We start from the raw sequence: 26,660 nt of genomic DNA, 5'->3' as shown, positions 1-26,660 counted from the left end.
TTGACTCCAGTCAAGCGGTAATGGGGCAAGGAGTTGATCGCGATTCACCGGCCCTAGGTCCGGTGACGGTCTGTAAATATGGGTGGGGTCGGGCCGGCGCGCAAGCCCTTTTCCGCGGAAGATAGGCCTGTTCTGTACGGATCGAGAGCCCCCGCACTCGCGCCACCGCGCTCGCCCGTTCAAGGATCGGCCCATGGGCCGCCCTAATCGCCGCGAAGGGCATGGCAGCCGATGCCCCGTCCGCAGCCACTGACTCATAATCCCGCGCCACCGTCGGGTGCGACGGGCTCAGGTCCCGCGCCGACGCCTGCCAATGCGCCCAGTCCACTGCATTGACCCAGGCCACCCCGGCCAGCTCCAGCCGTATCCGTATCGCATCGGCCGCCTGACGCACCTGCCAGCCCTTGACCTCCGGCTTGCGCCCGAGCGCCGCCAGATAGGCATCCACCTCAGGGGCAGACTGATCCGCCAGTTGGCGCCCCGGTTGGGCCGCGATGTATGCCTCGGCCCGTAGCACAAGCCACCGGTCGAGGCGTAGCTTAGCACCTGATTCCAATATCTTTTCAGCGTACCGAGCCCAGAAGGCGCGGACCTTTTCCTCATGGGTTGACGGGGTGTCGGGCATAGCGTAGTCTCGGGCGCGCTGAACAGGGGTCCGGGGGCCACTGCGGGGACCCGCAGACACTGTGACAATTTAGAGACTACACGGAATCTGTCTAGTCTTGTTCACATAGCCCGGATATTTCATAAACCCGCTCGGCCGCCAATACCCCAGTCGATGCGCCCCGATATGAACGCCGCCGGGCGCGGCGAGGGAGTTCGGACGGCGCTGGATGGTGGAAAAATCGTGCAGCACTGGGCTCCATCCATGGGGCTCTACCAGATTTGCCGCTCGATGGGCAGGGTACGGCCTGCCCGAGGAGAGCATCGCCGTGATCGGCTTGGTGAAGCACCCCTTCTCGGGGTGGTGTCGGACGTCTAGGCGGGTGCCGCCCAGGGCGGCGCGCCGAAGAGTTTTGCGGTGACGTGCTGCAACAATGCCTTGACTGGACAACTTGAGGGCAGGTGCAGGCGCACGCGGTCCTTGTACGGCACCACGCGCACGGCGAGCTTGAACAGCTTGATGATCACGGTGGAGGGTTGCGCGTTGGCCAGCTCGGTACCGGCAAGGACCTCGGTGCGAAGGGTTTGGTGCAGGATATAGGCGGCGCAGGAGAAGAACAGCCGCATCTGATTGGCCAAGAAGCTGCTGTCGGAGGTGCGGTCGCTGGCCAGATCGTTCTTGATCATCTTGATGAAGTTCTCGTCCTGACCGCGTGCGCAGTACAGATCGCGGTAGACGCACTCAGGACTGGGCAGGTCCAAGGAGGTAACGACGAAGCGGGGATTGTCGCCGCGGGCCATCACTTCGGCCTTGAGGATGGTGCGGAACTCACCGGGCCAAGAACCAGCGCGGTAGTCGATCTCATGGTAGGTGCGGGTACGCTCTGGCGCGCTGGCTCGGCCATCGCCAAGGCCATCAACTCCGGGTTGGAGAAATGCCCATCGCCGCGCAGGATGATGCGCGTCTGCGGCCAGGCGGCCCGCAGTCGCTTGAGCACGCGCTTGAGGATCATCGCGTTCTCTGCACCGGTGGGGCGCTTGCCGGGGCGCAGCACCGCGGTGATGAACTTCCCCGACAGGCCCTCGAAGATAAACAGCGGCAAGTAGCAATGGTTGCCGTAGTGATGATGGTAGAAAGCGAACTCCTGCTGGCCGTGGGTAGCATCCTCGGAGTGGTCCATGTCGAGCACCATCACCTGGGGCGGCTGCGGGTAGCTGGCGATGAAGGTCTCGACGAAGGCCCGGGCGATGCGGTAGAGGTCGCGTGCGCTAACCCCGTTCTCCAAGCGCGAGAAGGTCGGCGCGCTGGCCAGATCCATCGCCGCATCGAGGGGTTTACGCTCCAGCCCAAGCTTGAACAACGGATCATGGCGCAGCGTATTGGCATCGTTGCCGTCTGCGTAGGCACAGGCGATCTGGTAGACCCGCTGCGCGATCAACTCGCGCATTGGATGGGTGACATAGGACGGGTGGCGCTGATCGTTGATCGCTGCGCTCAACCGCTCGGTCAGACCGATCTGCCGATCAACCCCACGCAGGAGCATGGGGCCAAAGTCAGACGACAAGGCGCCGCCATCGAAGTCGCCGCGCACCGAGACCGGCGACAGGGGAAAGCGCAACGGTTCTGGGATAGACCGACATCGGCGACCTCGTTTAGCTTCTTCCGGACCGTCCTTAGAGGAACGTTAATTATATCATATGGTTAAACGCGGATCGCTCCTTTTTATGAATAATTCGGGATAGATGTCTACGTGAACAAGACTAGACAGATCTGTTAAGTAACAGTTGGGCGTCGCAATGAACTCCCCATTACGCGGCAGGCTCTATGAGACACAATGAATGGCATAGAACACACCGAACAGGCTGGCTTCGTGCCGCTGTCCTTGGCGAGAACGATGGTATCGTTTCTACCGCCAGCCTTACCTTGGGCGTAGCAACAGCAGGCGCGGGGACTCAGGCTATCCTGATTGCGGGAGTTGCCGGCCTTGTCGCCGGCGCTATGTCAATGGCTGCTGGGGAATATGTCTCGGTCAGTTCACAAGCCGATACCGTACGCGCGGATCTGGCTCGGGAGAGCAAGGAGTTGGCTGAGAATCCCGAGCAGGAACACGCGGAACTGGCGGCCATTTACGCTAAGCGCGGGTTGGATGAGACACTGGCCTCGAACGTTGCCACCCAATCAGGGGGCGCCCCCCGTGATTGCGTCTGTCACACGCGTCACTTTCTGGGGGGCGTTGGCAATGGCATTGACCGCTGGAGTGGGCGCCCTTTTTGGGGTAGCCGCCTGAGATTCATGGTGTCAGGGAACGCGACACCCAACCCTTCATGCACCACCAACTTCCGGGAGAAGGTAACATGCCAGCAGGTATAGTTCGACTTCATCGCGTCTTGCGCGCCACGCCAGAGCGTGTTTATCGCGCCTTCCTTGATCCTGATGCAATGGCCAAGTGGACACCACCGAATGGGTTCACCGGGAAAGTGAGCCACATGGACGCCAAGGTTGGCGGGTCCTACAAGATGTCATTCACGAACTTCTCCAGCGGTCAGACCCACAGCTTTGGCGGCGAGTACCTTGAACTCGTCCCAAACGAGCGGTTGCGGTACACGGACAAGTTCGACGACCCCAAGCTTCCCGGCCAGATGATAACGACGGTCACACTGACCAAAGTGTCGTGCGGAACCGAACTGCGGGTCGTACAGGAAGGGATACCTGAGGTCATCCCTACGGAAGCCTGCTACCTGGGCTGGCAAGAGTCGCTGGCGCTCCTGGCCATGCTCGTGGAAGCTGAGATCCCGGACTAAGAAAGTGACGCTAGCCCCTCGCTCAAGCGGACCCTTCGCAATCCGCTTAACTGAAACGTTAGCCTAAGCACAACCGGCGCACGCCCATCTCTCATTAGGTGGTTGGTTCAAACTTCGAGGCCTCTCATGAAAGTACTCATTACCGGCAGCGCCGGCTTCATCGGCTCCGCGCTCTCCCTGCGTCTGCTCGCCCGTGGCGACCAGGTCATCGGCATCGACAACCTCAACGACTATTACGACGTGGGCCTAAAGCAAGCGCGCCTCGCCCGCACCCTGGACCACCCGCGCTACACCGACCTGCGCCTGGATATCCAGGACCGAGAGGCCATCAGTGCCGCTTTTGCCCAGCACCAGCCCCAGCGGGTGGTGAATCTCGCCGCCCAGGCCGGGGTGCGCTATTCCATCGAGAACCCCATGTCCTACGTGGACACCAACCTCACCGGCTTCGCCAACATCCTGGAGGGCTGCCGCCATTACGGGGTCGAGCACCTGGTCTTCGCCTCCAGCAGTTCGGTCTATGGCGCCAATACCGCCATGCCCTTTTCCGTCCACCACAACGTGGACCACCCCCTGAGCCTCTATGCCGCCAGCAAGAAGGCCAACGAGCTCATGGCCCACACCTACAGCCACCTCTACGGGCTACCGGCGACCGGCCTGCGCTTCTTCACCGTCTATGGCCCCTGGGGCCGACCGGATATGGCCCTGTTCAAGTTCACCCGCGCCATCCTCGCCGGCGAGCCCATCGAGGTCTTCAATTACGGCCACCATCGCCGCGACTTTACCTACGTCGATGACATCGTCGAGGGGGTGATCCGGGTCCTCGACCGCCCCGCCGCCCCCAACCCCGGCTGGGACGGCGCCGACCCCGACCCCGCCACCAGCGCCGCGCCCTACCGCATCTATAACATCGGCAACCAGCACCCGGTGGAGCTGCTGCGCTACATCGAGGTGCTGGAGGACTGCCTGGGCAAAAAGGCGGAAAGGATGCTGCTGCCCCTGCAACCTGGCGACGTCCCCGACACCTACGCCGAGGTCTCGGACCTGGTCCGGGACACGGGCTATAAGCCGGACACCGCGGTGGAGACGGGCATAGCGCGCTTCGTGGACTGGTATCGGGGCTATTACGGGGTCTAAAAGGGGGCCGGCTGGCCGTCGTCGCCGCTAGCCAGGTCGAAGACCGCTTCGAGACGCTCCAACAGGCCGCGCAACTCGCCGGTCATGAGGATGAACTCGGCGTCGAGGCGGGCGGCTTCGTCCTCCAGCCCCGGATCCACGCCCTCCTCGATCAGCTCATCGGCGAAGCGCAGACGCTTGAGGGACAGGTCCTCCTGGAGGACGAAGGCGAGGTTTTCCCGCCAGTCGAGGGCGAGCTTGGTGACCTGCTTGCCGGAGCGCAGATGGGTGGAGATCTCCTCGCAGGCCAGGTCATGACCCCGGCAGCGCACCAGGGCGCGCTCGTCCTGGGCGTCGCGCAGCTCACACTCATCCCCCAGTTCCAGGCCCATCGGTAACTCGCCTTCGATGACCCAGCGGGTCATAAGCAGTTCGGGCGGCTGGGAGGGACGAGGGGGATGCACGGGTAGGGAGCCCAGGGTCTCGCGCAGCAGATCGACCACCTCCTCGGCGGCCTTGGCGCTGGCGGCGTCCACCAGCAGCCAGCCGGACTGGCGGTCCAGATAGGCGCAGACCCGGCGCGAGCGGGTGAAGGCGCGGGGCAGGAGATCCAGCATGACCTCATCGCGCAACTGACGGCGCTCCTTGCGGCCGACGGTACGTGCCTCGCGATCCTCCATCTCGGCGATCTTTTCGTCCAGACTCTCGGCCACCACCGAGGCGGGCAGCAGCCGCTCCTGGCGGCGGGCGCAGACCAGGAGGCAGTCTCCCGCCAGGTGGGACAGGGCAGTGGCACCGTCGCCCAAGGGCGGGGCCCAGCCCAGGGTGGCCGTCTCCAGGGGGCCGCAGGGGCGGAAGCGGCGCTTTGCGAGCTGCTCCTCGATCCGATCCGCTTCAACCGAGGCTGGATCATCCAGCCTGAACAATCGGACATTCTTGAACACGGCGCTTACTCCCGGCAAAGGGAGCGGATTATCCGCGCCTCGGCGCTACTTGCAAGCCCGGGGAGGGGTTAGGTGTTGAATCCAGACCCGATCGCCTCCTCTTGTGGCATCCTGCAGCGCTCAAACTCGGCGATGACCTGGGCGCCGAGCAGGAGGATTAAAGCGGCGACCTCGAAGGTAAGGAGGAGGACGACGGCGCCGGCGAAGGAGCCGTAAATAAGATTCACCAGGGACAGGGTCTTGAAGTACCAGACCAGGAGGTGGCGGCTGATCTCCCACAGCACGGCCGCGACCAGCCCCCCCACGAGGGCGTGGCGGATGGCGATACCGCCCAGAGGCATGACCAGATAGAGGGCCATGAAGAGCAGCACCAGGCCGGCCTGGCCCAGGAGATAGAGCAGCGGGGCCGACAGGCCATCCAGGCCCCATTGCCGGCCTAAGAACTGCCATTGGGTTTGGGACAGGGCCTCGATGGCGCCGCTGGTCAGGGTGATGAAGAGGAGGCCGGCCCCGATCAGGGCAATGAAGAGGAAGGGGATCAGGGCCGACACCATGAAGTGGCGGCGATGGATGGCCACACGGTGGAAGAAGATCACCGACATGGCATTCTCCAGCAGGGTGAAGGCCATGGTGGCAAAGAAGATGAGGAAGACAAAGCCGAGCCAGCCGATCAGATGACGATTGACGAGAAACTGCCCTAAATGTTCGGTCATGGTGTCCGCCATGCCGGGCATGAAGAGGGCCAACTCCTTACGCACCGCCTCCAGCAACTGGGCCTCCGGGACCAGGTTCGAGAGCCCCACCAGCAACAGCAGGAAAAGCGGAATCATGGATAGGAGCATGTAATAGGCGACGGCGCCGGACAGCAGCATGCCCTGATTGCGCCTGAAGCCCCGGAGGACCCGCAGGGCGAAGGCCAGCGGCCCACAGGGCGAGGCTGGCGCATCGTCAGCCCCTCCACCCACCATCGGGCTCTCCCCCCGGGGCTCCCGGGGCCCCTGCCCCCGCGGAACAGACGGCTTCATCTGGGCATGGACACCGGCAGACGGCGACTGCCCCAGTCGCCGGGCCGAGCCTCGAAGACGCCCGCGCAGGGGGTGCCGCAGGCTGCGCAGCGACCCTCGGCGTCCAGGCCCCAGGCGCCCAATTGATACCAGTCCCGCTCGATGAGCAAGGCCCCGCAGCCCTGGCACCAGGTGCTCTCGCCCCGGCGGTCGTGGACGTTGCCGGTATAGGCGTGATGCACGCCGTTGCGCTTGGCGATATCGCGGGCGCGGGTCAGGGTCGCCATGGGCGTCGGCGGCACATCCAGCATCTTCCAGTCCGGATGGAAGGCGGTGAAGTGCATGGGGACATCCGGCCCCAGATGCTCCACGACCCAGGTAGTCATGGCCTCGATCTCGGTCTGCGAGTCATTGTGACCCGGGATCAGCAGGGTAGTCAGTTCCACCCAGACCGATGTCTCGTGGCGCAGGTACTCCAGGGTCTCCAGCACGGGTTGCAAATGACCGCCACAGAGGTGGTGATAGAAGTCATCGGTGAAGGCCTTGAGATCGACGTTGGCGGCGTCCATGGCGGAGAAGAAATCCTCGCGGGCACCCGGATTGATGTAGCCGGCGGTAACAGCGACATTGCGGATGCCCCGGGCCCGACAGGCCAGGGCCGTATCTCGGGCGTATTCGAGAAAGATGACGGGGTCGTTGTAGGTATAGGCAACACTCCGGCAGCCGAGTTCGGCGGCACGGCGGGCGATGGCCTCGGGGGAGGCGCTCACGGCCAGGGTATCGACCTCGCGGGATTTGCTCATATCCCAATTCTGACAGAACTTGCAGGTCAGGTTACAGCCGGCGGTGCCAAAGGACAGCACCGGGGTCCCGGGCAGGAAGTGATTGAGGGGCTTCTTTTCGATGGGGTCAACGCAAAAACCGCTGGAGCGCCCGTAACTGGTGAGCACCACCTCGCCACCCTGGCAGGCGCGCACGAAGCAGAGCCCGGCCTGGCCCTCCTTGATGTGGCAATTGCGGGGGCAGACATCGCATTGCACCCGACCATCCGCCAGGCGATGCCAGTAACGGGTGGGGTGGTTGGTGAGGGGAAGGGTCACGTCATTCACCTCGCGGTTGCACTGCCAGCGGCTTGCGGGCAGGGGGGTTGTTTTCGACCTAAAATAAGCATAGACGGATCACAGGCGGATCCCATCACTTCGAGGTACAAAACGGTGAGCGCTTTACGTCATCCCAACGTGGCCGGGCTCTTCTACCCGGCGGATGCGCGGACCCTGGAGGCAGAGGTGCGCGCCTTTGTGCGGGCGGGCCAGGCCCATGCCGGGGCGGTCTCAGCCCCCATGCCCAAGGCCCTGATCGCGCCCCACGCGGGTTATATCTATTCGGGTCCCGTGGCGGGCAGCGCCTATGCCCAGCTCCTGGCGGGGGCGGCGGGCATTCGCCGGGTGGTGCTGCTCGGCCCCTCCCATCGCCTGGCCTTCCATGGCCTGGCCTACAGCCAGGCACGGGCCTTTCTCACCCCCCTGGGCCAGGTACCGGTGGACCTGGCGGCTTACCAGGCCCTGGCGGACCTGCCTCAGGCCCGGCCCTACGAGGCCCCCTTCCAGGGCGAGCACTGCCTGGAGGTACAACTACCCTTCCTGCAAATGATCCTGGACGACTTCAGTCTGGTGCCTTTCCTGGTGGGCGAGGCCACGACGACGGAGGTCGCCGAGGTTCTGGAGCGCCTCTGGGGCGGCGACGAGACCCTGATCGTCGTCAGTTCGGACCTGAGCCACTACCTGGACTATGCCAGCGCCAGACGCCTGGACCAGGCCACCAGCCGGGCCATCGCCGACCTGGACCCCGCGGCCATCGGCGACGACCAGGCCTGCGGCCGCAATCCGGTCAAGGGGCTGCTGCGGGCGGCGCGGCATCACGGCCTCCAGGGCCGCATCCTCGACCTGCGCAACTCCGGCGACACCGCCGGTTCCCGCGACCGGGTGGTTGGCTACGGTGCCTTTGCCTTCGCCCCGGGAGGCTTCCATGAAGATCCAGCCCCTTGAGCCGCTGCTGCATGCGGAGCTGCGCCAGGCCCTGTTGGCGGTGGCGCGATGCTCCATCGCTTTGGGCCTGGAGGAGGGCCGGCCCCTGCGCGTCAATCTGGAAGATTACGCCGCCGAGTTGCGCGCCCAGCGCGCGGCCTTCGTCACCCTGCAGGAGTTTGGCCAATTGCGGGGCTGCATCGGCCACCTGGAGGCCCGGCAGCCGCTGGTCAAGGACGTGGCCGAAAACGCCTTCGCCGCCGCCTTTCGCGATCCCCGCTTTCCGCCGGTGACGGCCAGGGAACTGGAACGGCTGCACATTGAGATCTCGGTGTTGACGCCCCCGACCCCGCTGAGCTTCGGTTCCGAGCAGGAACTGTTCGCCCTGATCGAGCCGGGCCGGGATGGCCTCATTCTCGAGGAGGGCCTCGCCCGCGGGACCTTCCTGCCCTCCGTCTGGGAGTCCCTGCCCAAACCGGTGGACTTTCTCCGACACCTTAAGCGCAAGGCGGGATTGCCGGAGAATTATTGGTCGGACCGGCTCAGAGTCAGCCGGTACCGGACCGAGTCCTTTGGCGATGAAAACCCATCCTCCTGATTTTAAACCATAAAACTGAACAGGCCCGCCCCAGCGGCCCCCCGCTGGGGCGGGCCTGGGTCACAACCGGATGCCCAGCAAGCTGGGCCTGGGCCAGGACCTGGGGCTAAGAGGCCTTGGCCGAGGCACCGGCCAGGGATTCGCGGGCCTTGGGAGCCGGTTTGGGGGCCGCCGGGGTGACCGGCTTGCTATTGGGCTGGCTGAGCGAGGGCTTGGCCGGCTTGGCCACCAAGTTGCCCGCCGCAGCCTCTTTTTCGGCGTCCTCCTCCGGCGGCGGGCCCGCCATCCAGTCCTTGGCCTCCGCCTCGGACACGCTGTCCTTGGCCGGAGCCGCGTCCGCCGAAGCGGCGCGGTAGAGCCGTAGCCCGGCACTGGGGCCATCGAGGGCCGCCAACACCGGCTGGTCCTGACCGTAGAAATCCGCGCGGAAGTGTACCTGGCCCTTGTCGTCGGCCTCCGCGGTCCAGTAGGAGAGGATGACGGGCAGGGGCTGCTTGAGGCGCACCGAAGAGGGGCGCTTGGTCTCGAACACGGACGCGAACTTCTCCTTATTCCACTTAGGATCGTTGAGCAGCAACTCCGCCAATTCGATGGGCTTATCCACCCGTACGCATCCCGAGCTCAGGGTCCGGTTGGCCCGCTGAAAGAGCTGGCGATCGGAAGTGTCGTGGAGATAGACGGAGTGCTGATTGGGAAACATGAATTTGACCTGGCCCAGGGCGTTCTTGGGGCCCGGCGGCTGACGGAAGGTGTAGGGCAGGTTGTTGGGGGAGACATTCCAGTCCACCGCCTCCGGCTCCACCTTGTTGCCGCGGCGATCGATGATCTCCAGCCCCTTCTTGCGCACCGCATTGGGGTTCTGGCGGGCCTTGGGGACCACGTCCTCCTTGAGGATGGTGGGCGGGACCGTCCAGGTCGGGTTGAATTCGAGGTACTCGATGCGATCGCGGAAGATGGGAGTGGGTCGCTCGGGACGTCCCACGATCGCCTTGGACCGCCAGACATCCTGGCCCTCCCGATGGAGTTCGACCCGCTGGGCGGCGATATCCACCAGCAGATAATCCTTGGGCAGCTGGTCGCTAACCCAGCGCATCCGTTCCAGGTTGACCCGGATCTGGGCCACGCGCTCCTCGGCCGTGACGTTCATGGCTGCGAAGGTGGCCTTGCCGATCCGCCCATCGACTTCGAGGCTGTGACGCGCCTGGAAGTGCCGTACCGCCTTCTCCAACTCGGGTCCGTAAAAATTACCACTGGTGGACGCCGGGCCCTGATAGTCACCGGTGATCCGCAACCGCTCGCGGATGATGGGGACGCGGGCATCATGCATGCCCGGCTCCAGCTTGGGACCCGCGGGAATAGTGGGCCAGCCACCCGCGGCGGCGTAGGCGCGATAGCGCACCAGGCCCTCCTTGAGCTGGGCATAAAAACCGGGCTCCTGGCGCAGGGCGGTAACAGCGGCCTTGGTATTGGGCGCGGCCAGGGCGCGGCCGAGATCGGCGGCCAGGACCTCGCCCTTGGGTCCGTCATCGTGGTTCCAATTCTTGTCAATGGCACGGGGATCGACCTTGCCATAGCGGGAATGATGGATGAATCGCAGCAGGCCATCGCTCAGCAGAATCTCGGCATCGACGCGCTCCTGACCCTTGAGGGCCGAGGGATCGCCACCCGGGAGCAGCTTGTCCAATTCCGGGATATGGAAGTCCACGGGGCGTAGGCCGAAGTCGCGGCTGCGCTCCGCGAGGGCCTTGAAGTCGGAGACCTGACCAGGATTGACCCAGGCAAAGGCGTAATCGCGGGCGGCGTAGGCCTGGTTGAGCAGCTTGGGCGAGGCTAGTCGGACATCGGCCAGGACCGGCTTGGATTGTTCCTGGAGAGCGGTAAGCCGCTGTTGCAGCAGGTCGCCAGCCAGGGCCAGGGCGGGCAGCAGGAGGAAAACCAGGGCCAGGACCAGGATCAGCCGCCGCCGTGTCTGACCCAGACTTGTTACCGCCGCCGATTCAAAATGATTCCAGTACCACATTGGTTGTCTTCTCCAGCAAGCCAAGCTGCCATGGGGACAATAAATTTTTTGACCCCGGGTCATTTTAATCGTTCCGGGGGCCAGATGTCAGCAAAAATACGACGTTGCCATAATGCTACACTTTGAGTCCTCGCAGGCATTGAGCCTGACGGTGCCTCAGTCTACCCTCTAATAAATCAGAGGAATTTTTATAATCAGGTCGACAAGCCCGGGGCGATAGGAGAGCCATCTCGTGGTCACTTTGGCCGGGGCCAGATGTAATGTTGCGTGATAGAGACAACGCCGGACCCGGTCAGGCTGGAAAGACCCCCGTGGATAGATAGCGATCGCCCCGATCGCAGATGATGGCGACGATGACAGCTCCCGAGATCTCTCGCGAGAGGGTCAGGGCCGCGGCCAGGGAGCCGCCGGAGGAGATACCGCAGAAGATGCCCTCCCGCTCCGCCAGGGCGCGAGTCGTGTCCTCCGCCTCCTCCTGGGTAACATCCAGAATGCGGTCCACCCGGCCGGGCTCGTAGATCCTGGGCAAGTAGGCCTCGGGCCAGCGGCGAATCCCGGGGATCTTGGCACCCTCCTTGGGTTGCACGCCGATGATCTGGATGGCGGGATTTTGTTCCTTGAGGTAACGACTCGTCCCCATGATGGTGCCGGTGGTGCCCATGGCGCTTACGAAGTGGGTGACGGCACCCTGGGTATCGCGCCAGATCTCCGGCCCCGTGGTTTCGTAGTGGGCGCGGGGGTTATCGGGATTGGCGAATTGGTCGAGGATGCGGCCTTCGCCCCGCGCCTCCAGGGCGCGGGCCAGGTCGATGGCCGCCTCCATGCTCCCTTCGGCGGGGGTCAGGCGAATCTCGGCCCCATAGCTGCGCATCAGGGCGCGGCGCTCCAGGCTCATGTTCTCCGGCATGATCAGGATCATGCGGTAGCCCTTGATGGCCGCCACCATCGCCAGGGCAATACCGGTATTGCCGCTGGTGGCCTCGATCAGGGTATCGCCGGGGCGAATGTCCCCCCGCTCCTCGGCGCCCCGGATCATAGACAGGGCCGGGCGATCCTTGACGGAGCCCGCCGGGTTGTTACCTTCCAGCTTGGCCAGGATGCGGTTGTCGGTATCACCCGGCAATCGTTGCAGCCGCACTAGGGGGGTGTTGCCGACAAAGTCCTCGATGGTCGGATAGTTCATGGGCTGGATCTCGCCGCTTGCCGGCGGCCTCGCTGCGATGAGATGAAAGAATTAGCCTTTCTAGACGGGCAGCCAGGGGCTGGGGCTGTCCGCTTCGGCCAGGGTGAGGCGATCCGCGAGGCTGGCATCCACGGCCAGCAGGGCCTGGCGCGCCAGTTCCGGGCGATTGTTTTTGTCACTCAGGTGGGCCAGGAGCAGGCTGCTCAGCCTGCGGCACGGTAGGGAGGAGACCAATTCCGCCGCCTGGTGGTTGCCCAGGTGCCCGAAGTCGCCAGCCACGCGCGCCCGCAGGAAGGGGGGATAGGGGCCGCGCCGGAGCATCTCGCTGTCATGATTGCATTCGAGCATGAGGGCGTCGCACTCGCGGAGGCGGTCACGAATATGGGGGGTCACGCAACCACTGTCGGTCAGCAACCCCAGGCGCCGGCCGCCGCTTTCGAGGATGAAATGGCAGGGCTCGCGGGCGTCGTGGGGGATGGGAAAGGGCTCCACCCGGATACCCGCGACCTGGAAGCCGGGGCCCAGCCCGGAGATGAGATGGAGTTGCTCCACCGCAGATGCCGGTTGCCGGCCCCAGGTCCCGGGCGTCGCCCATACCGGGATGCCGTGCCGGCGCGCCAGGGCGGCGACACCCCTGATGTGATCGCTATGCTCGTGAGTCACCAAAATAGCGTTCAGGGTTCCGGGTGCCACCCCCAGCAAGGCCAGTCTCCGCTCGGTCTCCCGAACGGCAAAGCCGCAATCCACCAGCAGCCGGACACCCCCAGCCTCCACTAGGAGGGCATTACCCCGACTGCCACTGCCCAGGCTGGCAAAGCGCATGCCCGCCTCCCCGGAGGTCCTGGTCATCCCTGGGTCAGCGCATCTGATCCTTGACGAGGGCCAGGATGTTCTGGGCCGTGGTCGAATTGTCGCGATTACCCGCCTTGTCGAGCACCTGGACCCGGGTCTCCTTGCCGTTAGCAATGAGCCGGACCTGATACTGGGTCACGGTATCCACCTTGTCATCCCTCCAGAAGGCCATCTTGGAGAGGAAGCCCTTCTTGTGTGCTTCCTTGGAGGAGTCGTCGTACCGGACGTAATAAACGCCCTGGCTCATGTCCCGATCCTCGACGGCGAAACCGCTCCGATCCAGGGCGACGCCCACCAGGCGCCAGGCGTTACGCAACTCATCATCAATGACCAGGACGTTGCCCCCCTCCTCCAGGCGCGAGCCCGCGGTAGCGGCGGAACCGGAGGAGGCGGCACTGCTGCTGCCCCCCTCGCTGACGATCTGTTTGGCACGATCACGGGTGACACCGAGATACATCATGATGGAGCGCAGCATGGCGGCCTCCTTGTCCGGATCCGAGGGCGTCGCCTCCCACATGGTGTTGGAGTCCTCGGCGACCGTGTTGCGCATCAGGCGCTCCTCCATGCCGCGATGGGTCAGGAAGATATCCGTGGTGCCGGGCTTGGGGCCCGGCTCGAGGCGCAAGCGGTACTGGTCGCGGGTGCCGGTGGAATGGACGCTATCCAGCACCTTACGCATCATGTCGGAGATGGCATTACTCTTGATCTCGGCGCGATTCTCGATCCAGTCTGTGACCATGACGCCCGTGGTCGGGTTCTTCTCCGCCAGCAGAATGCCCCGTTCCCGCCAGAAGCTTTCCAGTCGGGGCCAGAGGGCCTGAGGCTTGGCGTTGATCTCGATCCAGCGCCGGTCACCCTCGCGGTGGTAGGTCACGTCCTTGACATCGGGCAGCACATCGCCCGTCTTGGCGATCTGACCCTTCTGCTTGCGCTCGCCCGCGTACTCGGAATAGGTGGTGGAGCCCCCCGCGTCTGGCACATCCATGGCGTCATCGAACTTGCCAGAGACCAGATCCGGCGGCAGTTCCAGGTTCTCGCCCGCCTCGCGCTGCTGCTTGTAAGCCAGGGTGTGATCCGGTAGATACTCATCCACGCTAAAACTGCTACAGGCCGTGACGAACGGCAGGATCGGCAGGAAGGCGGCGATGACTTTGCGTATGTGCATGGGCATGGGGGGGCTGCTTAGGTTTGCGGGATAAGGGGCGCCGAGTCCTGGGGGGGCGAATCAGTCGATGCCGGCCTGGCGCATGGCGATGCGCACCGCGGGTCGCGCTGCTTCGGTCAGCCAGGTTAGGGGCAGGCGAATACCGGTGGGGCTCAAGCCCATCTCCGCCACGGCCCACTTGACCGGGATCGGATTAGACTCCACGAACAGCTTGCGGTGCAGGCCATCCAGTCGGGCATTGATGGCGCGCGCCTCGTCCGCGTCCCCGGCCAGGGCCGCGGCGCATAGGGCATGCATCAGGCGCGGGGCCACGTTGGCGGTCACCGAGATGACGCCATTGCCGCCCTGGAGCATGAAGTCGCAGGCCGTGGCGTCGTCACCGCTGAAGAGGGCGAAGCCAGGCCGGCACTGGGACCTCAATTGCGCCACCCGGCTCAGATCGCCGGTCGCCTCCTTGATGCCGATGATGTTGGATATCAACGACAGGCGCGCAGCCGTCGCCGGTTGCATATCGCAGGCGGTGCGGCCTGGCACGTTATAGAGAATCTGCGGGATGTCCACGGCCTCGGCCACGGCCTTGTGGTGGAGATACAGGCCTTCCTGGGTCGGTTTGTTGTAGTAAGGCGTCACAAGCAGGGCCGCATCGGCGCCCGCCTCCTGGGCGCAGCGGGTCAGGCGGATGGCCTCGGTGGTGGAGTTGGCGCCGGTCCCGGCGATGACGGGGACGCGCCCGGCGGCGTATTCCACCACCTGACGGATCACGCGGCAGTGTTCTTCCTCATCCAGGGTAGCCGACTCGCCCGTGGTGCCGACAGCGACGATGGCATCCGTACCTTCCTCGATATGAAAGTCCACCAAGCGCCGCAAGGCCAGGTCGTCAAGGCGGCCATCCCCCTGCATGGGGGTGATGAGGGCAACGATACTACCGCGAAACATGGCCACTACTCCGAACCGCTGTGAAAAATTGAGGATATTATCCTGGCTATTCTGGCGAAAACAAGCCACTTGATTCTAACCGCTTAATTCGAGACCGGCGAAAGGGCGTGTTAAACTCTTTGTCAATAGGCCCTGGGAACTGGACGCAACACGCCATGCGGACCTGTCTCTGGACGCCAGCCGGCCCCCTACAAACCTCCAGCCTGCCCGATTGGATACCATGACCGCCCCAACCAAGAAGACCTATCTCGTCATTTCCGCCCTCGGCGAAGACCAGCCTGGCATCGTCAACCGCCTGTCCAAGGTTCTCCTGGACCAGGGCTGCAATATCGAGGATAGCCGCATGACGGTCCTCGGTGGCGAATTTGCCGTCATGCTCCTGGTCGAGGGTAAATGGAACACCCTGGCCAAATTGGAAATCGTCCTGCCGGAACTGGAGCGCCAGTTGGGCATGACTATCATCTTCAAGCGCACCAGCGAACGCGCCACCGGTAAGAACCTGCTGCCCTATGGCGTGGACGTGATCGCCATGGATCACCCGGGCATCGTCAACAATCTGGCGGAGTTCTTTGCCGAGCGCAACATTAATATTGAGGATATGTCCACCTCTTCCTATGCCGCCGCCCACACGGGGACGCCCATGTTCTCGGTGCGCATGACCGTGGGGGTTCCCGCCGACATCCATATCGCCGGGCTGCGGGAGGAGTTCATGGATTATTGCGACGACCTCAACCTGGACGCGGTGCTGGAGCCGCTGAAAGGCTGATCGCCCTACCCGGAGGTTTCCACCCATGACCACGATCCTCGGCCAGCCCCTTGGCGACCTGGAATTCAGCCTGACCGGCAACCGGAGGGCCCGCCTCTCGGACTTCCGCGGCCGCAACCTGGTGCTCTATTTCTACCCCAAGGCCAACACCCCGGGCTGCACCCAGGAGGGGCAGGACTTCCGCGATGCCTGCGCTGACTTTACCGGCCTCGACACCCTCATTCTCGGCGCCTCCCGCGACGGGCTCAAGGCCCAGGAGAATTTCAAGGCCAAGCAGGGCTTCCCCTTCGACCTGGTCGCCGACACGGACGAGGCCCTGTGCCGTCTCTTTGACGTCATCAAGCTGAAAAAGCTCTACGGTCGCGAGTCCCTGGGGGTCGAGCGCAGCACCTTTCTGATCGATGGCGAGGGCGTCCTGCGCCGCGAGTGGCGGAACGTCAAGGTCAAAGGTCATGTCCAGGCGGTCCTGGAGGCCATCCGTGAATTAACGCCTGGCCCCTGATCCAGCCAGCTCACACCCCTCAAACCCCCGAAGCCACCATGATCAAGCGCGACCCCGCCAAGCCCCGCCTCTTCGTCCTGGATACCAATGTGCTGATGCACGATCCCACGGCCCTCTACCGCTTTCAGGAGCATGACATCTACCTCCCCATGGTGGTCCTGGAAGAACTGGACCGGGGCAAGAAGGGCATGTCCGAGGTGGCCCGCAACGTACGGCAGGTCAGCCGCTTCCTCGACGGCCTGATGCGCGACGCCGACAAGGCGGAGATTGATGCCGGCCTGCCTATCCAGCCTCTGCGCGAAAACCTGGGCGGCCATGTATTGCCCGCTTCCGGCCGCCTCTTTTTCCAGACCGAGCAACTCGAGATCGGGACCCTCCTGGGCGGCGCCCTGCCCGGGAACAATCCGGATAACGCCATCCTCGGGGTCGTCCAGGCCCTGCAGCGGCGGCATCCCGACACCACCGTCATCCTGGTCTCCAAGGACATCAACCTGCGCATCAAGGCGGCGGTGCTCGGCATCCCGGCGGAGGACTACGCCAACGACCAGGTCCTGGAGGACGTGGACCTCCTCTACACCGGGGTCGTGGCCCTGGCGCCGGGGTTCTGGGATGCCCACGCCAAGGAACTGGATTCCTGGCGCGAGGAGGGTCGCGCCTTCTACCGGGTCCATGGCGCCGACGTGGCCGCCTGGTTCCCCAGCCAATGCCTTTACATAGAAGGCGAAACGGGCATCGAGGCCCTGGTCCGCGAGAAACCGGCCATCGACGAGGCCATTATCGAGGTCGTCCAGGACTACCGGACCCAGCGCCACAATGTCTGGGGCATCACGGCCCGCAACCGGGAGCAGAACTTTGCCCTCAACATGCTGCTCGACCCGGATCTCGACTTTGTCACCCTGCTGGGCACCGCCGGCACCGGCAAAACCCTGCTGGCCCTGGCCGCCGGCCTGGCCCAGGTCCTCGACAAACCCGTGTACAAGGAGATCATCGTCACCCGGGTAACCATCCCGGTCGGCGAGGACATCGGCTTCCTGCCCGGCACCGAGGAGGAAAAGATGACCCCCTGGATGGGGGCCCTCATGGACAACCTGGAGGTCCTCTCCCAAGGCGCCAAGGGCGGCGAGACGGGGGATTGGGGCCGCGCCGTCACCAACGACCTGGTACGTAACCGTATCCGCATCCAGTCCCTGAACTTCATGCGCGGCCGCACCTTCCTCAATAAATACATCATCCTGGATGAGGCACAAAACCTGACGGCCAAGCAGATGAAGACCCTCATCACCCGCGCCGGCCCGGGTACCAAAATCGTCTGCCTGGGCAACATCGCCCAGATCGACACCCCCTACCTCACCGAGACCACCTCGGGCCTCACCTACGTGGTCGACCGCTTCAAGCCCTGGCCCCACGGCGGCCACATTACCCTCCGGCGCGGGGAACGCTCACGACTGGCGGATTTTGCCTCCGAGGAGTTGTGATGTCCCGCGCGGCGCTTGCCACGCCTCTCCCGACAATGCTAGATGGCGAAGCAGTGGCGCAGCCTGTGGGGCGTTGCCCGCTTAAGGATGCCGGCCTGCAGGGTTAGCCCGCATAACCCCATGACCCATCCGATCTCCTCGCCAAGCCCCTGCTTGTACAGAAACCGCAGGGCACACAGGGCCTGGTTCTGGGTCGAGGCCAAGCCCCCCCGCTCGGTGGCCAGTGCCATCAGGAACGCCTCGACCTCCCCCTCGCGGAGGTCCTTCGAGTGGCGCTTGCCGTGGAAGTAGATGAAGCGCTTGATCCGGCCGATGTAGGCATCCCATCCTCGAGCTGAAGTGGAGTGTCCATAGCACCCCGAGCCCCAGCTCCCACCCGCGTTTTCTAGCCCCTTTCCGAAACTGGATTGCATCGCCGGGCGCCATGATCGTGGATCGCATTCGTTACCAAGCTGGCTCACCAACACCATGATTCCGCGATAGATCCCTGCGTTTGCGCCAAGCCATGGGGTCCCGTTTATGCGGCTCTTTCGCCGCTGTTTCCGGTTTATCCGGCAAAATCGCCGGAAAGTTTGGGCGCGGCGGACGCTCGAAACGCTGCGGAAGCCCTTGACCTTACGCGGGTTTTATGGTTTATTTTCGCCCGCAAGGCGGGTTTATGTGGCACATCGGCCGCCGAACTCTAGTTATTCGTCGTGCGCGCCAGACGCCGTGCCACGACCGGGGGTCCATGAGGCCTGCACGACGTCTAAACAATTAGTCCTTAGGCCGATATTGTATTGTTAGCCTTCGCCGCCGGCCAGCTTTTCAGGCTTAAATTGCACAAACCAAACTTAAAAATTGAGAGAATCGATGATACTTATCTTGTCAGACACTTTTGATGCACACGCAGATTTAGTGTGCAGCCAGTTGACCGAGTCAAAAACCCCTTACTTTCGCCTTAATTTAGATACGGAATCATTAAAAAATACAAAATTTCACTGGGCGTTTGATGGCTTTACAATCGAATCAAATAGAAAAAGCACGTCGTCGCAATATATAAAATGCGTTTGGGCAAGAAGGGCTTTTGTTGAGCTAAGCTTGGACGAGGCTAACTTAAGCAACCCAGGAATAAAAATATGGAAAGGTGAGTGGGACCGGGGTTTAATCGGCTTATATCAAAGCCTTAAAGATATACCTTGGCTCAATAGATTAGACAAATCTTACAAAGCAGATAATAAATTTTTTCAGTACAACCTAGCAAAAGAAATAGGTTTTTCATTGGCACCAACTATAACAACAAACGATAAATCAAGGCTGGTTGAATTTGCCAAACAACAAAATCAAGTAGTAATCAAAATGCTCCACCAAGGATTTTATCTCGATAGCGATGGAAAAAACAAAGGAATGTACGTAAACAAGGTAAAAGCTACCGATCTCGATGAGTTTGGCGAGATGGGCGAGAACCCAATAACACTACAAAAATACATAGAAAAGTCTTATGAAGTTCGGTATACCGTCGTTGGTAATGAGCACCATGTTTGTAAGATCGACTCGCAGAAATCATCTCGTGCCAACGTAGATTGGCGTCGGTACGATTTGGCTCATACCCCTCACTCATTGCTAGTGCCGCCCCCAGAAATAAGAGGAATGGTTACATCCCTAATGCAAAACCTTGGCTTAGAATACGGGGCGCTTGATTTTATAGTATCGCTAGATGGGGAGTGGTTTTTTCTGGAGGTGAATTCCATGGGGCAATGGTTGTGGATAGAAAACCTCACCGGCACAAAAATATCTAGATCAATTTCAAAATGGCTTATTAGTAACCTAGGGGGTAATTTGACAATCGACTAACAACCTGAAATCACGTGTTTTTTATCCTCAACCATCTCGGAGCCAAAATATGAAAGTTTTTGCATTAAGGTATCTTGAACCTCCAATTTCAGACAAGCCTGAATCGACGGACTGGAATTGGAAGCCTGTCAATGAGGAGTTCGCCAATATCTATGCATCGGGTGCGCCGACAAATACTCAGCAATCTACTTACGCTGCAGAATCTGATAATCGCGGTGACTCCGATCGTCCAAATGAAGGTATGCTCCTAGCAGCATAATTCAGGTAGCAACGTAAAGGCCTAACGAGCAAGGACAACTCGTGTGAGCACAGCGAACCACGAGTTGTCCTAATGGTTGGACGAGCCCGGCGGGTTGGCACGGAGCCTTTGACTAGGAAATATCTTTTTGCCGACCATCTCCCGGGAGGCGATCCCGGGGATGGTGGTGGGAGAGAGGGCGGCTCAGCTACCGGAGCAGGGCTCCATCCGGCCGAAGTTGGCTGGAATTGGGTCAAAATCGCATGACTTTGGGCCGAGCGCAGCCCTTGAGCGGGAATGGCCCGCTCTGCGGGAGGTGCAGAGGTGGCCCGGGTTACATCGCCATCTCCAGGGCCGCCGCCACAGGCCTTGCCGCTGCACTCAGATGGGCAAGGATGGGGAAGATCGACACGGTCACCGTTCCCCCGCACTGTTTGCAGCACTGCGGTGGGCATTGCTGCTTTGGCTGGGGCGGGATGAAGCCCAGCACCCTATGCAACAGCTAGATGAGCCGCTTGCCGTTGGCATGGAGGAAGCCGTAATCGCGACTGCGGCGGAAGCCTATGGGCAGGACATGCTGTAGCAGCCACAGGGAGTCTGCCTCGGCCAGGGTGCGAGTTTTGTGGGTCCCTTGATTGTCGGTGTAGCGAAAGGTCACCTGACCGTTCGCGTTGCGCAGGATGTTCTTCTTCGGCAGCACCCCGAGTTAGCGATAGCGCCCTAGGTAGGCCAGCGCCAAGTCGCCGTTGCCAACCTGCTTGCAATCGACCAACCACGGTGCAGGCAGGTTGGCCTGGACGGCCCAACCGCGCACCTTCATCGCGTGGAACCACTTGGTCCGGAGGACCTTGGCCAGGGCCTTGTGGGGGAAGAGGGACTTGCCCGTCTTGCGCCGCCAGTGGCTGGCGACGCTGCCTAGGGCCTGGGTGCGGCACTGCTCGATCGCCGTCAGGGCCTGGCGGTGGCTGGGCAACAGCCGGCTACCGTACTTCTGCTCCAGATCCGGGAGGAAGGTCTTGATCAGCTCGGCCAGGCGGATCATGCCGCGTCCCTCCAGCGCAGGACGAAGGACTCCAGCAGATGGCCTTGGCGCTTGCGCGCCTGGGCGGCGGTGACCTCGGTCAGGTGCGCGTAGCGAGCGGTCGTCTCCGGGTGGGCGTGGCCGAGGATCGTCTGCAGCTCGCGCAAATCCACCCCCAGCTCCAGCATGTGGGTCGAGAAGCAGTGGCGTAGGCTGTGGACGCTGATGCGCAGGCGGATGCGGGCATCGGCCACCGCCGCCCGGATCGCCGCCTGCACCCCGCCGCGGTCCATGGGGGTGGTGGCCTGACGCATCCGCTCGGGGCCGCCGGTGGGGCTGGGAAAGAGCAGGCGCGCATGGCGGTGGGTTGCCCACCAGCGGCGCAGCATGTGGAGCAACGTGTCGGTGATCGGCACCTAGCGGTCCTTGTTGCCCTTGCCCCCGCGCACATGAATGCGCAGCCGTTGCGCGTCGATGTCGCCCACCTCCAGCGCCAACCCTTCGCTCAGACGCAGGCCGGTGCTGTAGAGGGTGGTGAAGAAGACCCGATAGCGCAGCTTGCGAACCGTGCCCAGCAGCCGCAGGGTCTCCTCCCGCGTCAGCACGTCCGGCAGGCGCTGGGGACGCGGCGGCTTGACGATCTCGGTCCAGTCCCACGGCCGCTTGAGGACAGAGCGGTAGAAGAACGGCAATCCACAGCGGTCGAGCTTGACCGTAGACCAGGAATGGGACTTCAGGAGTGCCGAGAAGTAGGTCTGTAGCTCCTCAGCCGTCAGATCGTCGGGACAGCGCCCGAAGAAATCGGCGCTGCGGCGGATCGCACGCGCATACGCCTCGACGGTCTTTTCGGCCTTGCCCTGGAGTTGCAGGGCGCGCAGCAGGGTGGCGTAGAGGGGGTTAAGCCGGGCTTGCTCGATAGAATTCAGGGGATACTCTCCAGCAGGGTTGTCGCGATGGTCGCGACCGCCCGGGGGTCGGGCGGCGGGGAGAGTATTGGGGCTCAGCTCACCTGCTGCGGTAGCGGCTTCGTCCAACAAGCCGGCTCAAAAGCGAGGCGCGCCACAAGCCATTTTTTGGGACTTCGGCATCCCAGTACGCACGCCCGCTTTAGCCGGAACGTTGGGCTCCAGAGACAGGGGAGACGAAACTCGATGCCCACCATCTCTATGTTTTACGGCGTTCTGATTCGGATGTTCTTTTACGACACCGACAAGCACAACGTTCCGCACATCCATGCGGAATTCCAAGGGCAAGTTGCCGTTTACTCCATCCCTGAAGGGGAACTACTAGTCGGCCATCTACCGCCAAAGAAACATAAAATGGTCGTAGCGTGGATTGCCATTCATGAAGACGAACTGATAGCGGATTGGGGCCTTGCTGTCAACGGCAAGCAACCTTTCTCGATTCGAGGGCTAGACCAATGAGAATCGCTGAAGTCGTGCCGATGGAAGATAACCTACTCTTCATTGAGGCTGAAGATGGGGTTACGGGTCTATTTGATGTCAAGCCATACCTAAGCTCAGAAGTGTTCGCACCGCTTCAAGACCATACTGAATTTATGGCTGTTCACAATGGAGTGTATTTCCTTGAGTGGGCTTGTGGTGCAGACCTGTCCGCAGATACCATCGAAGCACGTTGGAGACCTACTCCACTAGACATCGGCCAACATATGGCTAGGTAAGGATAAGGGGCTTGACACCTAACCTTCGCCTCAAAAGCGAGCGCGGCCCCGCCAGCCACCGGCCAGACAGGGCGGACAGGGTTAACGCCGGGGCAATTCAGTCCGCGAGATGATAGCCCTGGATGCGCTCCACCTCGGCGCGGGAACCCAGGATCACCGGGACACGCTGATGCAGATCCCCGGGCTGGAGGTCGAGGATGCGGTCCTTGCCCGTCACCGACAGACCGCCAGCCTGTTCAACAATGAAGGACATGGGATTGGCCTCGTAAAGGAGGCGCAGCTTACCGCCCAGGCCCTTGGCCGCCATCTTGCTGTCCATGGGGTACATGAAGACGCCGCCCCGGGTGAGGATACGATGGACCTCGGCGACCATGGAGGCAATCCAGCGCATGTTGAAGTCCTCGCCGCGGATACCTTCGCGACCAGCCAGGCACTCATCCACGTAGCGTCGCACCGGTGGCTCCCAGAAACGCAAGTTGGAGACGTTGATGGCGAATTCGCGGGTCTCAACGGGGATCTGGATGTTGGGATGGGTGAGGATGAACTCGCCGATATTCTGGTCCAGGGTGAAGCCGTTAACGCCATTGCCGGTGGTGAGCACCATCATGGTCGAGGGGCCGTAGATAGCGTAACCGGCCGCCACCTGCCGGGTGCCCGGCTGGAGGAAGGCCTGCTTGCTGGGCTGATCACCCTCGCCGGGACACCGCAAGATGGAGAAGATGGTACCCACCGAGACATTGACATCAATGTTGGAGGAGCCATCCAGGGGATCGAAGGTCAGCAGGTACTTGCCGCGGGGATAGCGCGCCGGGATGGGGTAGATATCGTCCATCTCCTCCGAGGCCATGGCCGCCAGGTGTCCCGCCCACTCGTTGGACTTGATGAAGACCTCGTTGGAGAGGATATCCAGCTTCTTCTGGGTCTCGCCCTGAATATTCTCGCTCCCGGCACTGCCCAGGACCCCCACCAGGGCGCCATGGTTGACCATGTTCGAGATGACCTTGCAGGCGGTGACGACATCGTTGAGCAGGGAGGTGAAATCCCCCGTGGCGCCCGCGACGCGACGCTGCTCTTCAATAATGAATTGGGTGATAGTGGTACCGTTGTGCATGCACTGCCTCCAGTTGTGGCGAGCCCCAGGGCGGAGTACGGCATATATTAGCGAATATTGATATTACGCACACCTCGATGATGGATACTCTGCTCGATTTCCTGACCTTCCGACAATTCCTGGCGCCCTATGCTCTGCCCCTCTTCTATTTCCCGGGCGCCGATGCATTGGCGAATGACTCGCGCCCTGGGAAAGGGGCAAAATAGATCCTAACGTGAACCTCAGGGTCAAGCCCATGTCAACCGCCACCCCACTGTCAGGCTCGGACCTGGTCGACCCCTTCGGCCGGCGCATCACCTATCTGCGACTGTCGGTGACGGACCGCTGCGACTTCCGCTGCATCTATTGCATGGACCCGGATCAGCGCTTCGCCCGGCGGGATCTCGCCCTGAGCCCCGCCGAACTCCTGGCGGTGACCCGTATTTTCGTCGGCCTGGGGGTGCGCAAGGTGCGCCTTACGGGCGGCGAACCCCTGATGCGGCCGGACCTGATCGAACTCTTGGGCGCCATCCACGCCCTGCCCGGCCTGGCGGAACTGGTCCTCACCACCAACGGCTCCCAGCTCGCGGTCCGCGCCCGCGCTATCCGCGCCGCCGGGGTACGGCGCATCAACATCAGCCTGGACACCCTGAACCCCGAGCGCTTCCGCCAGTTGACCCGCAATGGCGACCTGGGCCGGGTGCTGGCCGGCATTGACGCCGCCATCGCCGCCGGCTTCGACCGCATCAAACTTAACACCGTCATCCTCGGCGAGCGCAATGGGGACGAGATCCTCGACCTGGTGCGGTTCGCCCTCACCAAGGGCATCAACATCAGCTTTATCGAGGAGATGCCAGTGGGCGAGGTCGTGCATCGCCCCACCACCCGCTATTCCAGCGAACAGATCCGCGCCCGGATCGAGCCCCATTTCACCCTCATCCCCACCACCGAGACCACGGGCGGACCCGCCCGCTATTACCGCATTCCCGACAGCCCCACCCGCATTGGCTTCATTTCGCCTCACAGCCACAACTTTTGCGCCGACTGCAACCGGGTCCGGGTCACCAGCGAGGGTCAATTGCTCCTCTGTCTGGGGCGCGAGGAATCGCTCGACCTGCGTGCCATCCTTCGCCAATATCCCGGCGACGACGCCCGGTTGCGCCAGGCCATCATGGACGCCCTGCGCATGAAACCCGAGGGTCATGGCTTCGCGACCGGCATTCCCGCCGTCATGGGGCGACCGATGAACCGCATCGGGGGTTGAAGGACAGACAGTCTGCGGGAAATGCCCGTTGGCCACCTCGATGCCCCGGCCTATAATTGGTTCATCAGTCTTTCTTGATATAGCGGAGCGCTTTCCATGCCTACATACGACTATCGCTGCGACACCAATGGCCAAGTGGTCGAGGTGAGCCATCGCATGAACGAGACCATCACCCACTGGGGCGAACTCTGCGCGCGCGCCGGGGTCGAGCCCGGGGAGACGCCCACGGATAGCCCGGTGCATCGCCTGGCCACCGGTGGCAACCTCATCTCCAAGGCCAGCCTGGGCAGCGGCATGGCGCCGCCGTCTTGTGGCAGCGGCGGCTGCTGCCCCTCGGGGATGTGCGGCATGATGTAAGGTCGCGCCGGGGGCCCCAGGGAGGTTCTGGCCCCCGGCGATTAGGGCGTTTATCGTCCTTGCAGCACTACGCCGACCCTAAGGGTTTCACCCACCCGGTCGATGGTGAGCATGACCTGAGTGCCGACCTTGTGACGTTCCAGCAGGTCGTTCAGCTTCCCCAGACTGTCCAGGGGTTGGTCGTTGACGGCGAGGATAATATCGCCCAAGGCAATACCCCCACCCCGCTCCGCCTTGGTCCCCCGCAAACCCGCCTGTTCCGCCGCCGAGCCGGGCTCCACCTGGAGCACCAGCACACCGGAAAGGCCAAGTTGGCTCAATATCCGGTCGCTGATGGCGTCATCGGCCTTGATACCCAGGGTTGGGCGCTGGAAATGGCCGTGGGCGATGAGTTCCGGCACGACCCGGTTGACCGTATCCACCGGCACGGCGAAGCCAATGCCGGCAAAGGCCCCCGAGGGACTGAAGATGGCGGTATTGATACCGATCAGGCGCCCGGCGCTATCCAGCAGGGGGCCACCGGAATTGCCAGGGTTGATGGCGGCGTCGGTCTGGATCAGGTGTTGGATCGACTGGCCCTTATCCCCCTGGATGGTACGGTCCAAAGCCGAGATGACGCCGGTGGTCAGGCTGTAATCCAGCCCGAAGGGATTACCGATGGCCAGCACCTTTTGGCCAACACGCAGGTCCTGGCTGGTACCAATGGGCAGCGGCATCGGCCGCGAGGTGGGGACCCGGATGCGCAGCACGGCCAGGTCATGCTCCGGGCTGGCGCCCACCAGGTCGGCGTCGTAAGTGCGCTGATCCCAGAGCCCCACCCGGGCCGAGCGGACGCCCTTGATGACATGGTAATTGGTGACGATGTGTCCCTGGTCGTCCCAGACAAAACCCGAACCCGTGCCCCGGGGAATTTCGGTTATGTCCCGCGTCCAGATATCCAGCACCTGGGTGGTGGTGGTGATATAGACCACCGAGGGGGTGGAGGCCTCGAAGATGGCGATCGTCGTCTGTTCGTCCCCCCCCAGATCGCCGCGGGGCGCGATGGCGCGCGGCACGGCGCGAAAGCCGATCAGCACATCCTCCACCCAGGGCCGTAGCGCGAGGGCCAGAAGCAGGAAGACCGCAAACCACAGCAGAAAGCGGGCAAGGGTGAAGGAGCGCATGGATCTACCCCCATAGACGCCGAATT

27 protein-coding genes and 3 pseudogenes are annotated in these 26,660 nt (G+C 62.7%); 14 read left to right on the top strand and 16 right to left on the bottom strand.

What is annotated here, in order from left to right; genetic code table 11:
* Nucleotides 1-10: 10 nt before the first annotated feature.
* Nucleotides 11-625 (bottom strand): hypothetical protein, encoded by a 615-nt coding sequence (locus IPN92_13175; protein ID MBK8639169.1) that lies wholly within the window; start codon nt 623-625, stop codon nt 11-13.
* Nucleotides 626-978: 353 nt separating this feature from the next.
* Nucleotides 979-2,234 (bottom strand): annotated as a pseudogene (locus tag IPN92_13170) (IS1380 family transposase).
* A 194-nt stretch (nt 2,235-2,428) separates the two neighbouring features.
* Here IPN92_13170 and IPN92_13165 point away from each other — a divergent pair.
* The 3 genes and pseudogenes from IPN92_13165 (at nt 2,429) to IPN92_13155 (ending at nt 4,539) form a co-directional block, all read left to right on the top strand.
* Nucleotides 2,429-2,891, top strand: a pseudogene (locus IPN92_13165) (VIT1/CCC1 transporter family protein).
* A gap of 67 nt (nt 2,892-2,958) precedes the next feature.
* A complete protein-coding gene (locus tag IPN92_13160; GenBank protein ID MBK8639168.1) occupies nt 2,959-3,405 on the top strand; it encodes an SRPBCC family protein in 447 nt (148 codons plus the stop codon).
* Nucleotides 3,406-3,531: 126 nt separating this feature from the next.
* A complete protein-coding gene (locus IPN92_13155; protein MBK8639167.1) occupies nt 3,532-4,539 on the top strand; it encodes an NAD-dependent epimerase in 1,008 nt (335 codons plus the stop codon).
* Here the strand turns inward: IPN92_13155 and rdgC are convergent.
* The 3 genes from rdgC to amrS form a co-directional block, all read right to left on the bottom strand.
* Nucleotides 4,536-5,462 (bottom strand): recombination-associated protein RdgC, encoded by a 927-nt coding sequence (gene rdgC, locus IPN92_13150; GenBank protein ID MBK8639166.1) that lies wholly within the window; start codon nt 5,460-5,462, stop codon nt 4,536-4,538. The genes IPN92_13155 and rdgC overlap by 4 nt on opposite strands.
* Nucleotides 5,463-5,530: 68 nt before the next feature.
* A complete protein-coding gene (locus tag IPN92_13145) occupies nt 5,531-6,430 on the bottom strand; it encodes a YihY/virulence factor BrkB family protein (GenBank protein ID MBK8639165.1) in 900 nt (299 codons plus the stop codon).
* Nucleotides 6,431-6,483: 53 nt separating this feature from the next.
* On the bottom strand, nt 6,484-7,566 hold the full coding sequence (gene amrS / locus IPN92_13140; protein ID MBK8639164.1) for an AmmeMemoRadiSam system radical SAM enzyme: 1,083 nt from the start codon (nt 7,564-7,566) through the stop codon (nt 6,484-6,486).
* Between the two features lie 114 nt (nt 7,567-7,680).
* On the opposite strand from amrS, the gene amrB reads away from it, so the two are divergent.
* Nucleotides 7,681-8,511: an AmmeMemoRadiSam system protein B gene (gene amrB, locus IPN92_13135; GenBank protein ID MBK8639163.1), complete on the top strand. Its 831-nt coding sequence runs from the start codon at nt 7,681-7,683 to the stop codon at nt 8,509-8,511.
* On the top strand, nt 8,492-9,088 hold the full coding sequence (gene amrA / locus IPN92_13130) for an AmmeMemoRadiSam system protein A (GenBank protein ID MBK8639162.1): 597 nt from the start codon (nt 8,492-8,494) through the stop codon (nt 9,086-9,088). Before amrB ends, amrA begins: the two co-directional genes overlap by 20 nt.
* A 106-nt stretch (nt 9,089-9,194) precedes the next feature.
* Here amrA and IPN92_13125 read toward each other — a convergent pair whose 3' ends face one another.
* From IPN92_13125 to IPN92_13105, 5 genes are all read right to left on the bottom strand, one after another.
* On the bottom strand, nt 9,195-11,108 hold the full coding sequence (locus IPN92_13125; GenBank protein MBK8639161.1) for a L,D-transpeptidase family protein: 1,914 nt from the start codon (nt 11,106-11,108) through the stop codon (nt 9,195-9,197).
* Nucleotides 11,109-11,400: 292 nt separating this feature from the next.
* Complete coding sequence (cysM, locus tag IPN92_13120; protein MBK8639160.1) at nt 11,401-12,291, bottom strand: cysteine synthase CysM; 891 nt, start codon at nt 12,289-12,291, stop codon at nt 11,401-11,403.
* A gap of 60 nt (nt 12,292-12,351) precedes the next feature.
* Nucleotides 12,352-13,113: an MBL fold metallo-hydrolase gene (locus IPN92_13115; GenBank protein MBK8639159.1), complete on the bottom strand. Its 762-nt coding sequence runs from the start codon at nt 13,111-13,113 to the stop codon at nt 12,352-12,354.
* Nucleotides 13,114-13,147: 34 nt separating this feature from the next.
* A complete protein-coding gene (gene bamC, locus IPN92_13110) occupies nt 13,148-14,314 on the bottom strand; it encodes an outer membrane protein assembly factor BamC (GenBank protein MBK8639158.1) in 1,167 nt (388 codons plus the stop codon).
* Nucleotides 14,315-14,368: 54 nt separating this feature from the next.
* Complete coding sequence (locus tag IPN92_13105; protein ID MBK8639157.1) at nt 14,369-15,244, bottom strand: 4-hydroxy-tetrahydrodipicolinate synthase; 876 nt, start codon at nt 15,242-15,244, stop codon at nt 14,369-14,371.
* A 220-nt stretch (nt 15,245-15,464) separates the two neighbouring features.
* Between IPN92_13105 and IPN92_13100 the strand changes: the two genes are divergently transcribed.
* From IPN92_13100 to IPN92_13090, 3 genes are read left to right on the top strand one after another with little or no spacing between them, the layout of a single operon-like run.
* Nucleotides 15,465-16,010: a glycine cleavage system protein R gene (locus tag IPN92_13100; GenBank protein ID MBK8639156.1), complete on the top strand. Its 546-nt coding sequence runs from the start codon at nt 15,465-15,467 to the stop codon at nt 16,008-16,010.
* Between the two features lie 25 nt (nt 16,011-16,035).
* Nucleotides 16,036-16,512, top strand: a complete 477-nt coding sequence (locus IPN92_13095; GenBank protein MBK8639155.1) for a peroxiredoxin — start codon at nt 16,036-16,038, stop codon at nt 16,510-16,512.
* 38 nt (nt 16,513-16,550) lie between these two features.
* Complete coding sequence (locus IPN92_13090; protein ID MBK8639154.1) at nt 16,551-17,987, top strand: PhoH family protein; 1,437 nt, start codon at nt 16,551-16,553, stop codon at nt 17,985-17,987.
* Nucleotides 17,988-18,025: 38 nt separating this feature from the next.
* Here IPN92_13090 and IPN92_13085 read toward each other — a convergent pair whose 3' ends face one another.
* Nucleotides 18,026-18,400 (bottom strand): phage integrase N-terminal SAM-like domain-containing protein, encoded by a 375-nt coding sequence (locus tag IPN92_13085; protein MBK8639153.1) that lies wholly within the window; start codon nt 18,398-18,400, stop codon nt 18,026-18,028.
* 451 nt (nt 18,401-18,851) lie between these two features.
* Here IPN92_13085 and IPN92_13080 point away from each other — a divergent pair, with 451 nt between their 5' ends.
* Together IPN92_13080 and IPN92_13075 are read left to right on the top strand one after the other, a co-directional pair.
* Nucleotides 18,852-19,820, top strand: coding sequence for a hypothetical protein (locus tag IPN92_13080; GenBank protein MBK8639152.1), 969 nt, complete (start codon nt 18,852-18,854; stop codon nt 19,818-19,820).
* A gap of 49 nt (nt 19,821-19,869) precedes the next feature.
* The gene (locus IPN92_13075; GenBank protein ID MBK8639151.1) at nt 19,870-20,079 is read left to right on the top strand and encodes a hypothetical protein; all 210 of its coding nucleotides are present in this window, start codon (nt 19,870-19,872) and stop codon (nt 20,077-20,079) included.
* Nucleotides 20,080-20,560: 481 nt separating this feature from the next.
* Here IPN92_13075 and IPN92_13070 read toward each other — a convergent pair whose 3' ends face one another.
* The 3 genes and pseudogenes from IPN92_13070 to IPN92_13060 form a co-directional block, all read right to left on the bottom strand.
* Nucleotides 20,561-20,758 (bottom strand): transposase, encoded by a 198-nt coding sequence (locus IPN92_13070; GenBank protein MBK8639150.1) that lies wholly within the window; start codon nt 20,756-20,758, stop codon nt 20,561-20,563.
* Nucleotides 20,759-20,764: 6 nt separating this feature from the next.
* The gene (locus tag IPN92_13065; GenBank protein MBK8639149.1) at nt 20,765-21,100 is read right to left on the bottom strand and encodes a hypothetical protein; all 336 of its coding nucleotides are present in this window, start codon (nt 21,098-21,100) and stop codon (nt 20,765-20,767) included.
* Nucleotides 21,097-22,005 (bottom strand): annotated as a pseudogene (locus IPN92_13060) (site-specific integrase). The gene IPN92_13065 and the pseudogene IPN92_13060 overlap by 4 nt, the downstream one beginning before the upstream one ends.
* A 225-nt stretch (nt 22,006-22,230) precedes the next feature.
* Here IPN92_13060 and IPN92_13055 point away from each other — a divergent pair.
* Together IPN92_13055 and IPN92_13050 are read left to right on the top strand one after the other, a co-directional pair.
* Nucleotides 22,231-22,503, top strand: a complete 273-nt coding sequence (locus tag IPN92_13055; GenBank protein MBK8639148.1) for a DUF4160 domain-containing protein — start codon at nt 22,231-22,233, stop codon at nt 22,501-22,503.
* Nucleotides 22,500-22,760: a DUF2442 domain-containing protein gene (locus tag IPN92_13050; protein ID MBK8639147.1), complete on the top strand. Its 261-nt coding sequence runs from the start codon at nt 22,500-22,502 to the stop codon at nt 22,758-22,760. The genes IPN92_13055 and IPN92_13050 overlap by 4 nt, the downstream gene beginning before the upstream one ends.
* Before the next feature lie 97 nt (nt 22,761-22,857).
* Here the strand turns inward: IPN92_13050 and IPN92_13045 are convergent, their stop codons facing one another.
* Nucleotides 22,858-23,871 (bottom strand): class 1 fructose-bisphosphatase, encoded by a 1,014-nt coding sequence (locus IPN92_13045; GenBank protein MBK8639146.1) that lies wholly within the window; start codon nt 23,869-23,871, stop codon nt 22,858-22,860.
* A 253-nt stretch (nt 23,872-24,124) separates the two neighbouring features.
* On the opposite strand from IPN92_13045, the gene moaA reads away from it, so the two are divergent.
* Both moaA and IPN92_13035 read left to right on the top strand, forming a co-directional pair.
* Complete coding sequence (gene moaA / locus IPN92_13040) at nt 24,125-25,114, top strand: GTP 3',8-cyclase MoaA (GenBank protein ID MBK8639145.1); 990 nt, start codon at nt 24,125-24,127, stop codon at nt 25,112-25,114.
* A gap of 96 nt (nt 25,115-25,210) precedes the next feature.
* Nucleotides 25,211-25,471, top strand: coding sequence for a zinc ribbon domain-containing protein (locus tag IPN92_13035; protein ID MBK8639144.1), 261 nt, complete (start codon nt 25,211-25,213; stop codon nt 25,469-25,471).
* Nucleotides 25,472-25,521: 50 nt separating this feature from the next.
* Here the strand turns inward: IPN92_13035 and IPN92_13030 are convergent, their stop codons facing one another.
* Nucleotides 25,522-26,634, bottom strand: coding sequence for a trypsin-like peptidase domain-containing protein (locus tag IPN92_13030; GenBank protein MBK8639143.1), 1,113 nt, complete (start codon nt 26,632-26,634; stop codon nt 25,522-25,524).
* Nucleotides 26,635-26,660: the final 26 nt, after the last annotated feature.

This window comes from Chromatiaceae bacterium, from assembly GCA_016714645.1.
GTDB lineage: Bacteria > Pseudomonadota > Gammaproteobacteria > Chromatiales > Chromatiaceae > M0108.
Note: the sequence above shows the minus strand (reverse complement) of the source record. Positions and strands in the feature narration are given on the sequence as shown.

Excerpts from the sequence above, each read along its gene's own strand:
- IPN92_13095 (MBK8639155.1), top strand. The coding sequence starts at position 16,036 with ATGACCACGATCCTCGGCCAGCCCCTTGGCGACCTGGAATTCAGCCTG.
- IPN92_13115 (MBK8639159.1), bottom strand. The coding sequence starts at position 13,113 with ATGCGCTTTGCCAGCCTGGGCAGTGGCAGTCGGGGTAATGCCCTCCTA.
- IPN92_13050 (MBK8639147.1), top strand. The coding sequence starts at position 22,500 with ATGAGAATCGCTGAAGTCGTGCCGATGGAAGATAACCTACTCTTCATT.
- IPN92_13045 (MBK8639146.1), bottom strand. The coding sequence starts at position 23,871 with ATGCACAACGGTACCACTATCACCCAATTCATTATTGAAGAGCAGCGT.
- IPN92_13145 (MBK8639165.1), bottom strand. The coding sequence starts at position 6,430 with ATGGTGGGTGGAGGGGCTGACGATGCGCCAGCCTCGCCCTGTGGGCCG.
- bamC (MBK8639158.1), bottom strand. The coding sequence starts at position 14,314 with ATGCCCATGCACATACGCAAAGTCATCGCCGCCTTCCTGCCGATCCTG.
- IPN92_13160 (MBK8639168.1), top strand. The coding sequence starts at position 2,959 with ATGCCAGCAGGTATAGTTCGACTTCATCGCGTCTTGCGCGCCACGCCA.
- IPN92_13055 (MBK8639148.1), top strand. The coding sequence starts at position 22,231 with ATGCCCACCATCTCTATGTTTTACGGCGTTCTGATTCGGATGTTCTTT.
- IPN92_13105 (MBK8639157.1), bottom strand. The coding sequence starts at position 15,244 with ATGTTTCGCGGTAGTATCGTTGCCCTCATCACCCCCATGCAGGGGGAT.
- IPN92_13065 (MBK8639149.1), bottom strand. The coding sequence starts at position 21,100 with ATGATCCGCCTGGCCGAGCTGATCAAGACCTTCCTCCCGGATCTGGAG.
- IPN92_13175 (MBK8639169.1), bottom strand. The coding sequence starts at position 625 with ATGCCCGACACCCCGTCAACCCATGAGGAAAAGGTCCGCGCCTTCTGG.
- amrA (MBK8639162.1), top strand. The coding sequence starts at position 8,492 with ATGAAGATCCAGCCCCTTGAGCCGCTGCTGCATGCGGAGCTGCGCCAG.
- IPN92_13090 (MBK8639154.1), top strand. The coding sequence starts at position 16,551 with ATGATCAAGCGCGACCCCGCCAAGCCCCGCCTCTTCGTCCTGGATACC.
- IPN92_13155 (MBK8639167.1), top strand. The coding sequence starts at position 3,532 with ATGAAAGTACTCATTACCGGCAGCGCCGGCTTCATCGGCTCCGCGCTC.
- IPN92_13100 (MBK8639156.1), top strand. The coding sequence starts at position 15,465 with ATGACCGCCCCAACCAAGAAGACCTATCTCGTCATTTCCGCCCTCGGC.
- IPN92_13030 (MBK8639143.1), bottom strand. The coding sequence starts at position 26,634 with ATGCGCTCCTTCACCCTTGCCCGCTTTCTGCTGTGGTTTGCGGTCTTC.
- IPN92_13035 (MBK8639144.1), top strand. The coding sequence starts at position 25,211 with ATGCCTACATACGACTATCGCTGCGACACCAATGGCCAAGTGGTCGAG.
- IPN92_13075 (MBK8639151.1), top strand. The coding sequence starts at position 19,870 with ATGAAAGTTTTTGCATTAAGGTATCTTGAACCTCCAATTTCAGACAAG.
- IPN92_13085 (MBK8639153.1), bottom strand. The coding sequence starts at position 18,400 with ATGCAATCCAGTTTCGGAAAGGGGCTAGAAAACGCGGGTGGGAGCTGG.
- IPN92_13125 (MBK8639161.1), bottom strand. The coding sequence starts at position 11,108 with ATGTGGTACTGGAATCATTTTGAATCGGCGGCGGTAACAAGTCTGGGT.
- cysM (MBK8639160.1), bottom strand. The coding sequence starts at position 12,291 with ATGAACTATCCGACCATCGAGGACTTTGTCGGCAACACCCCCCTAGTG.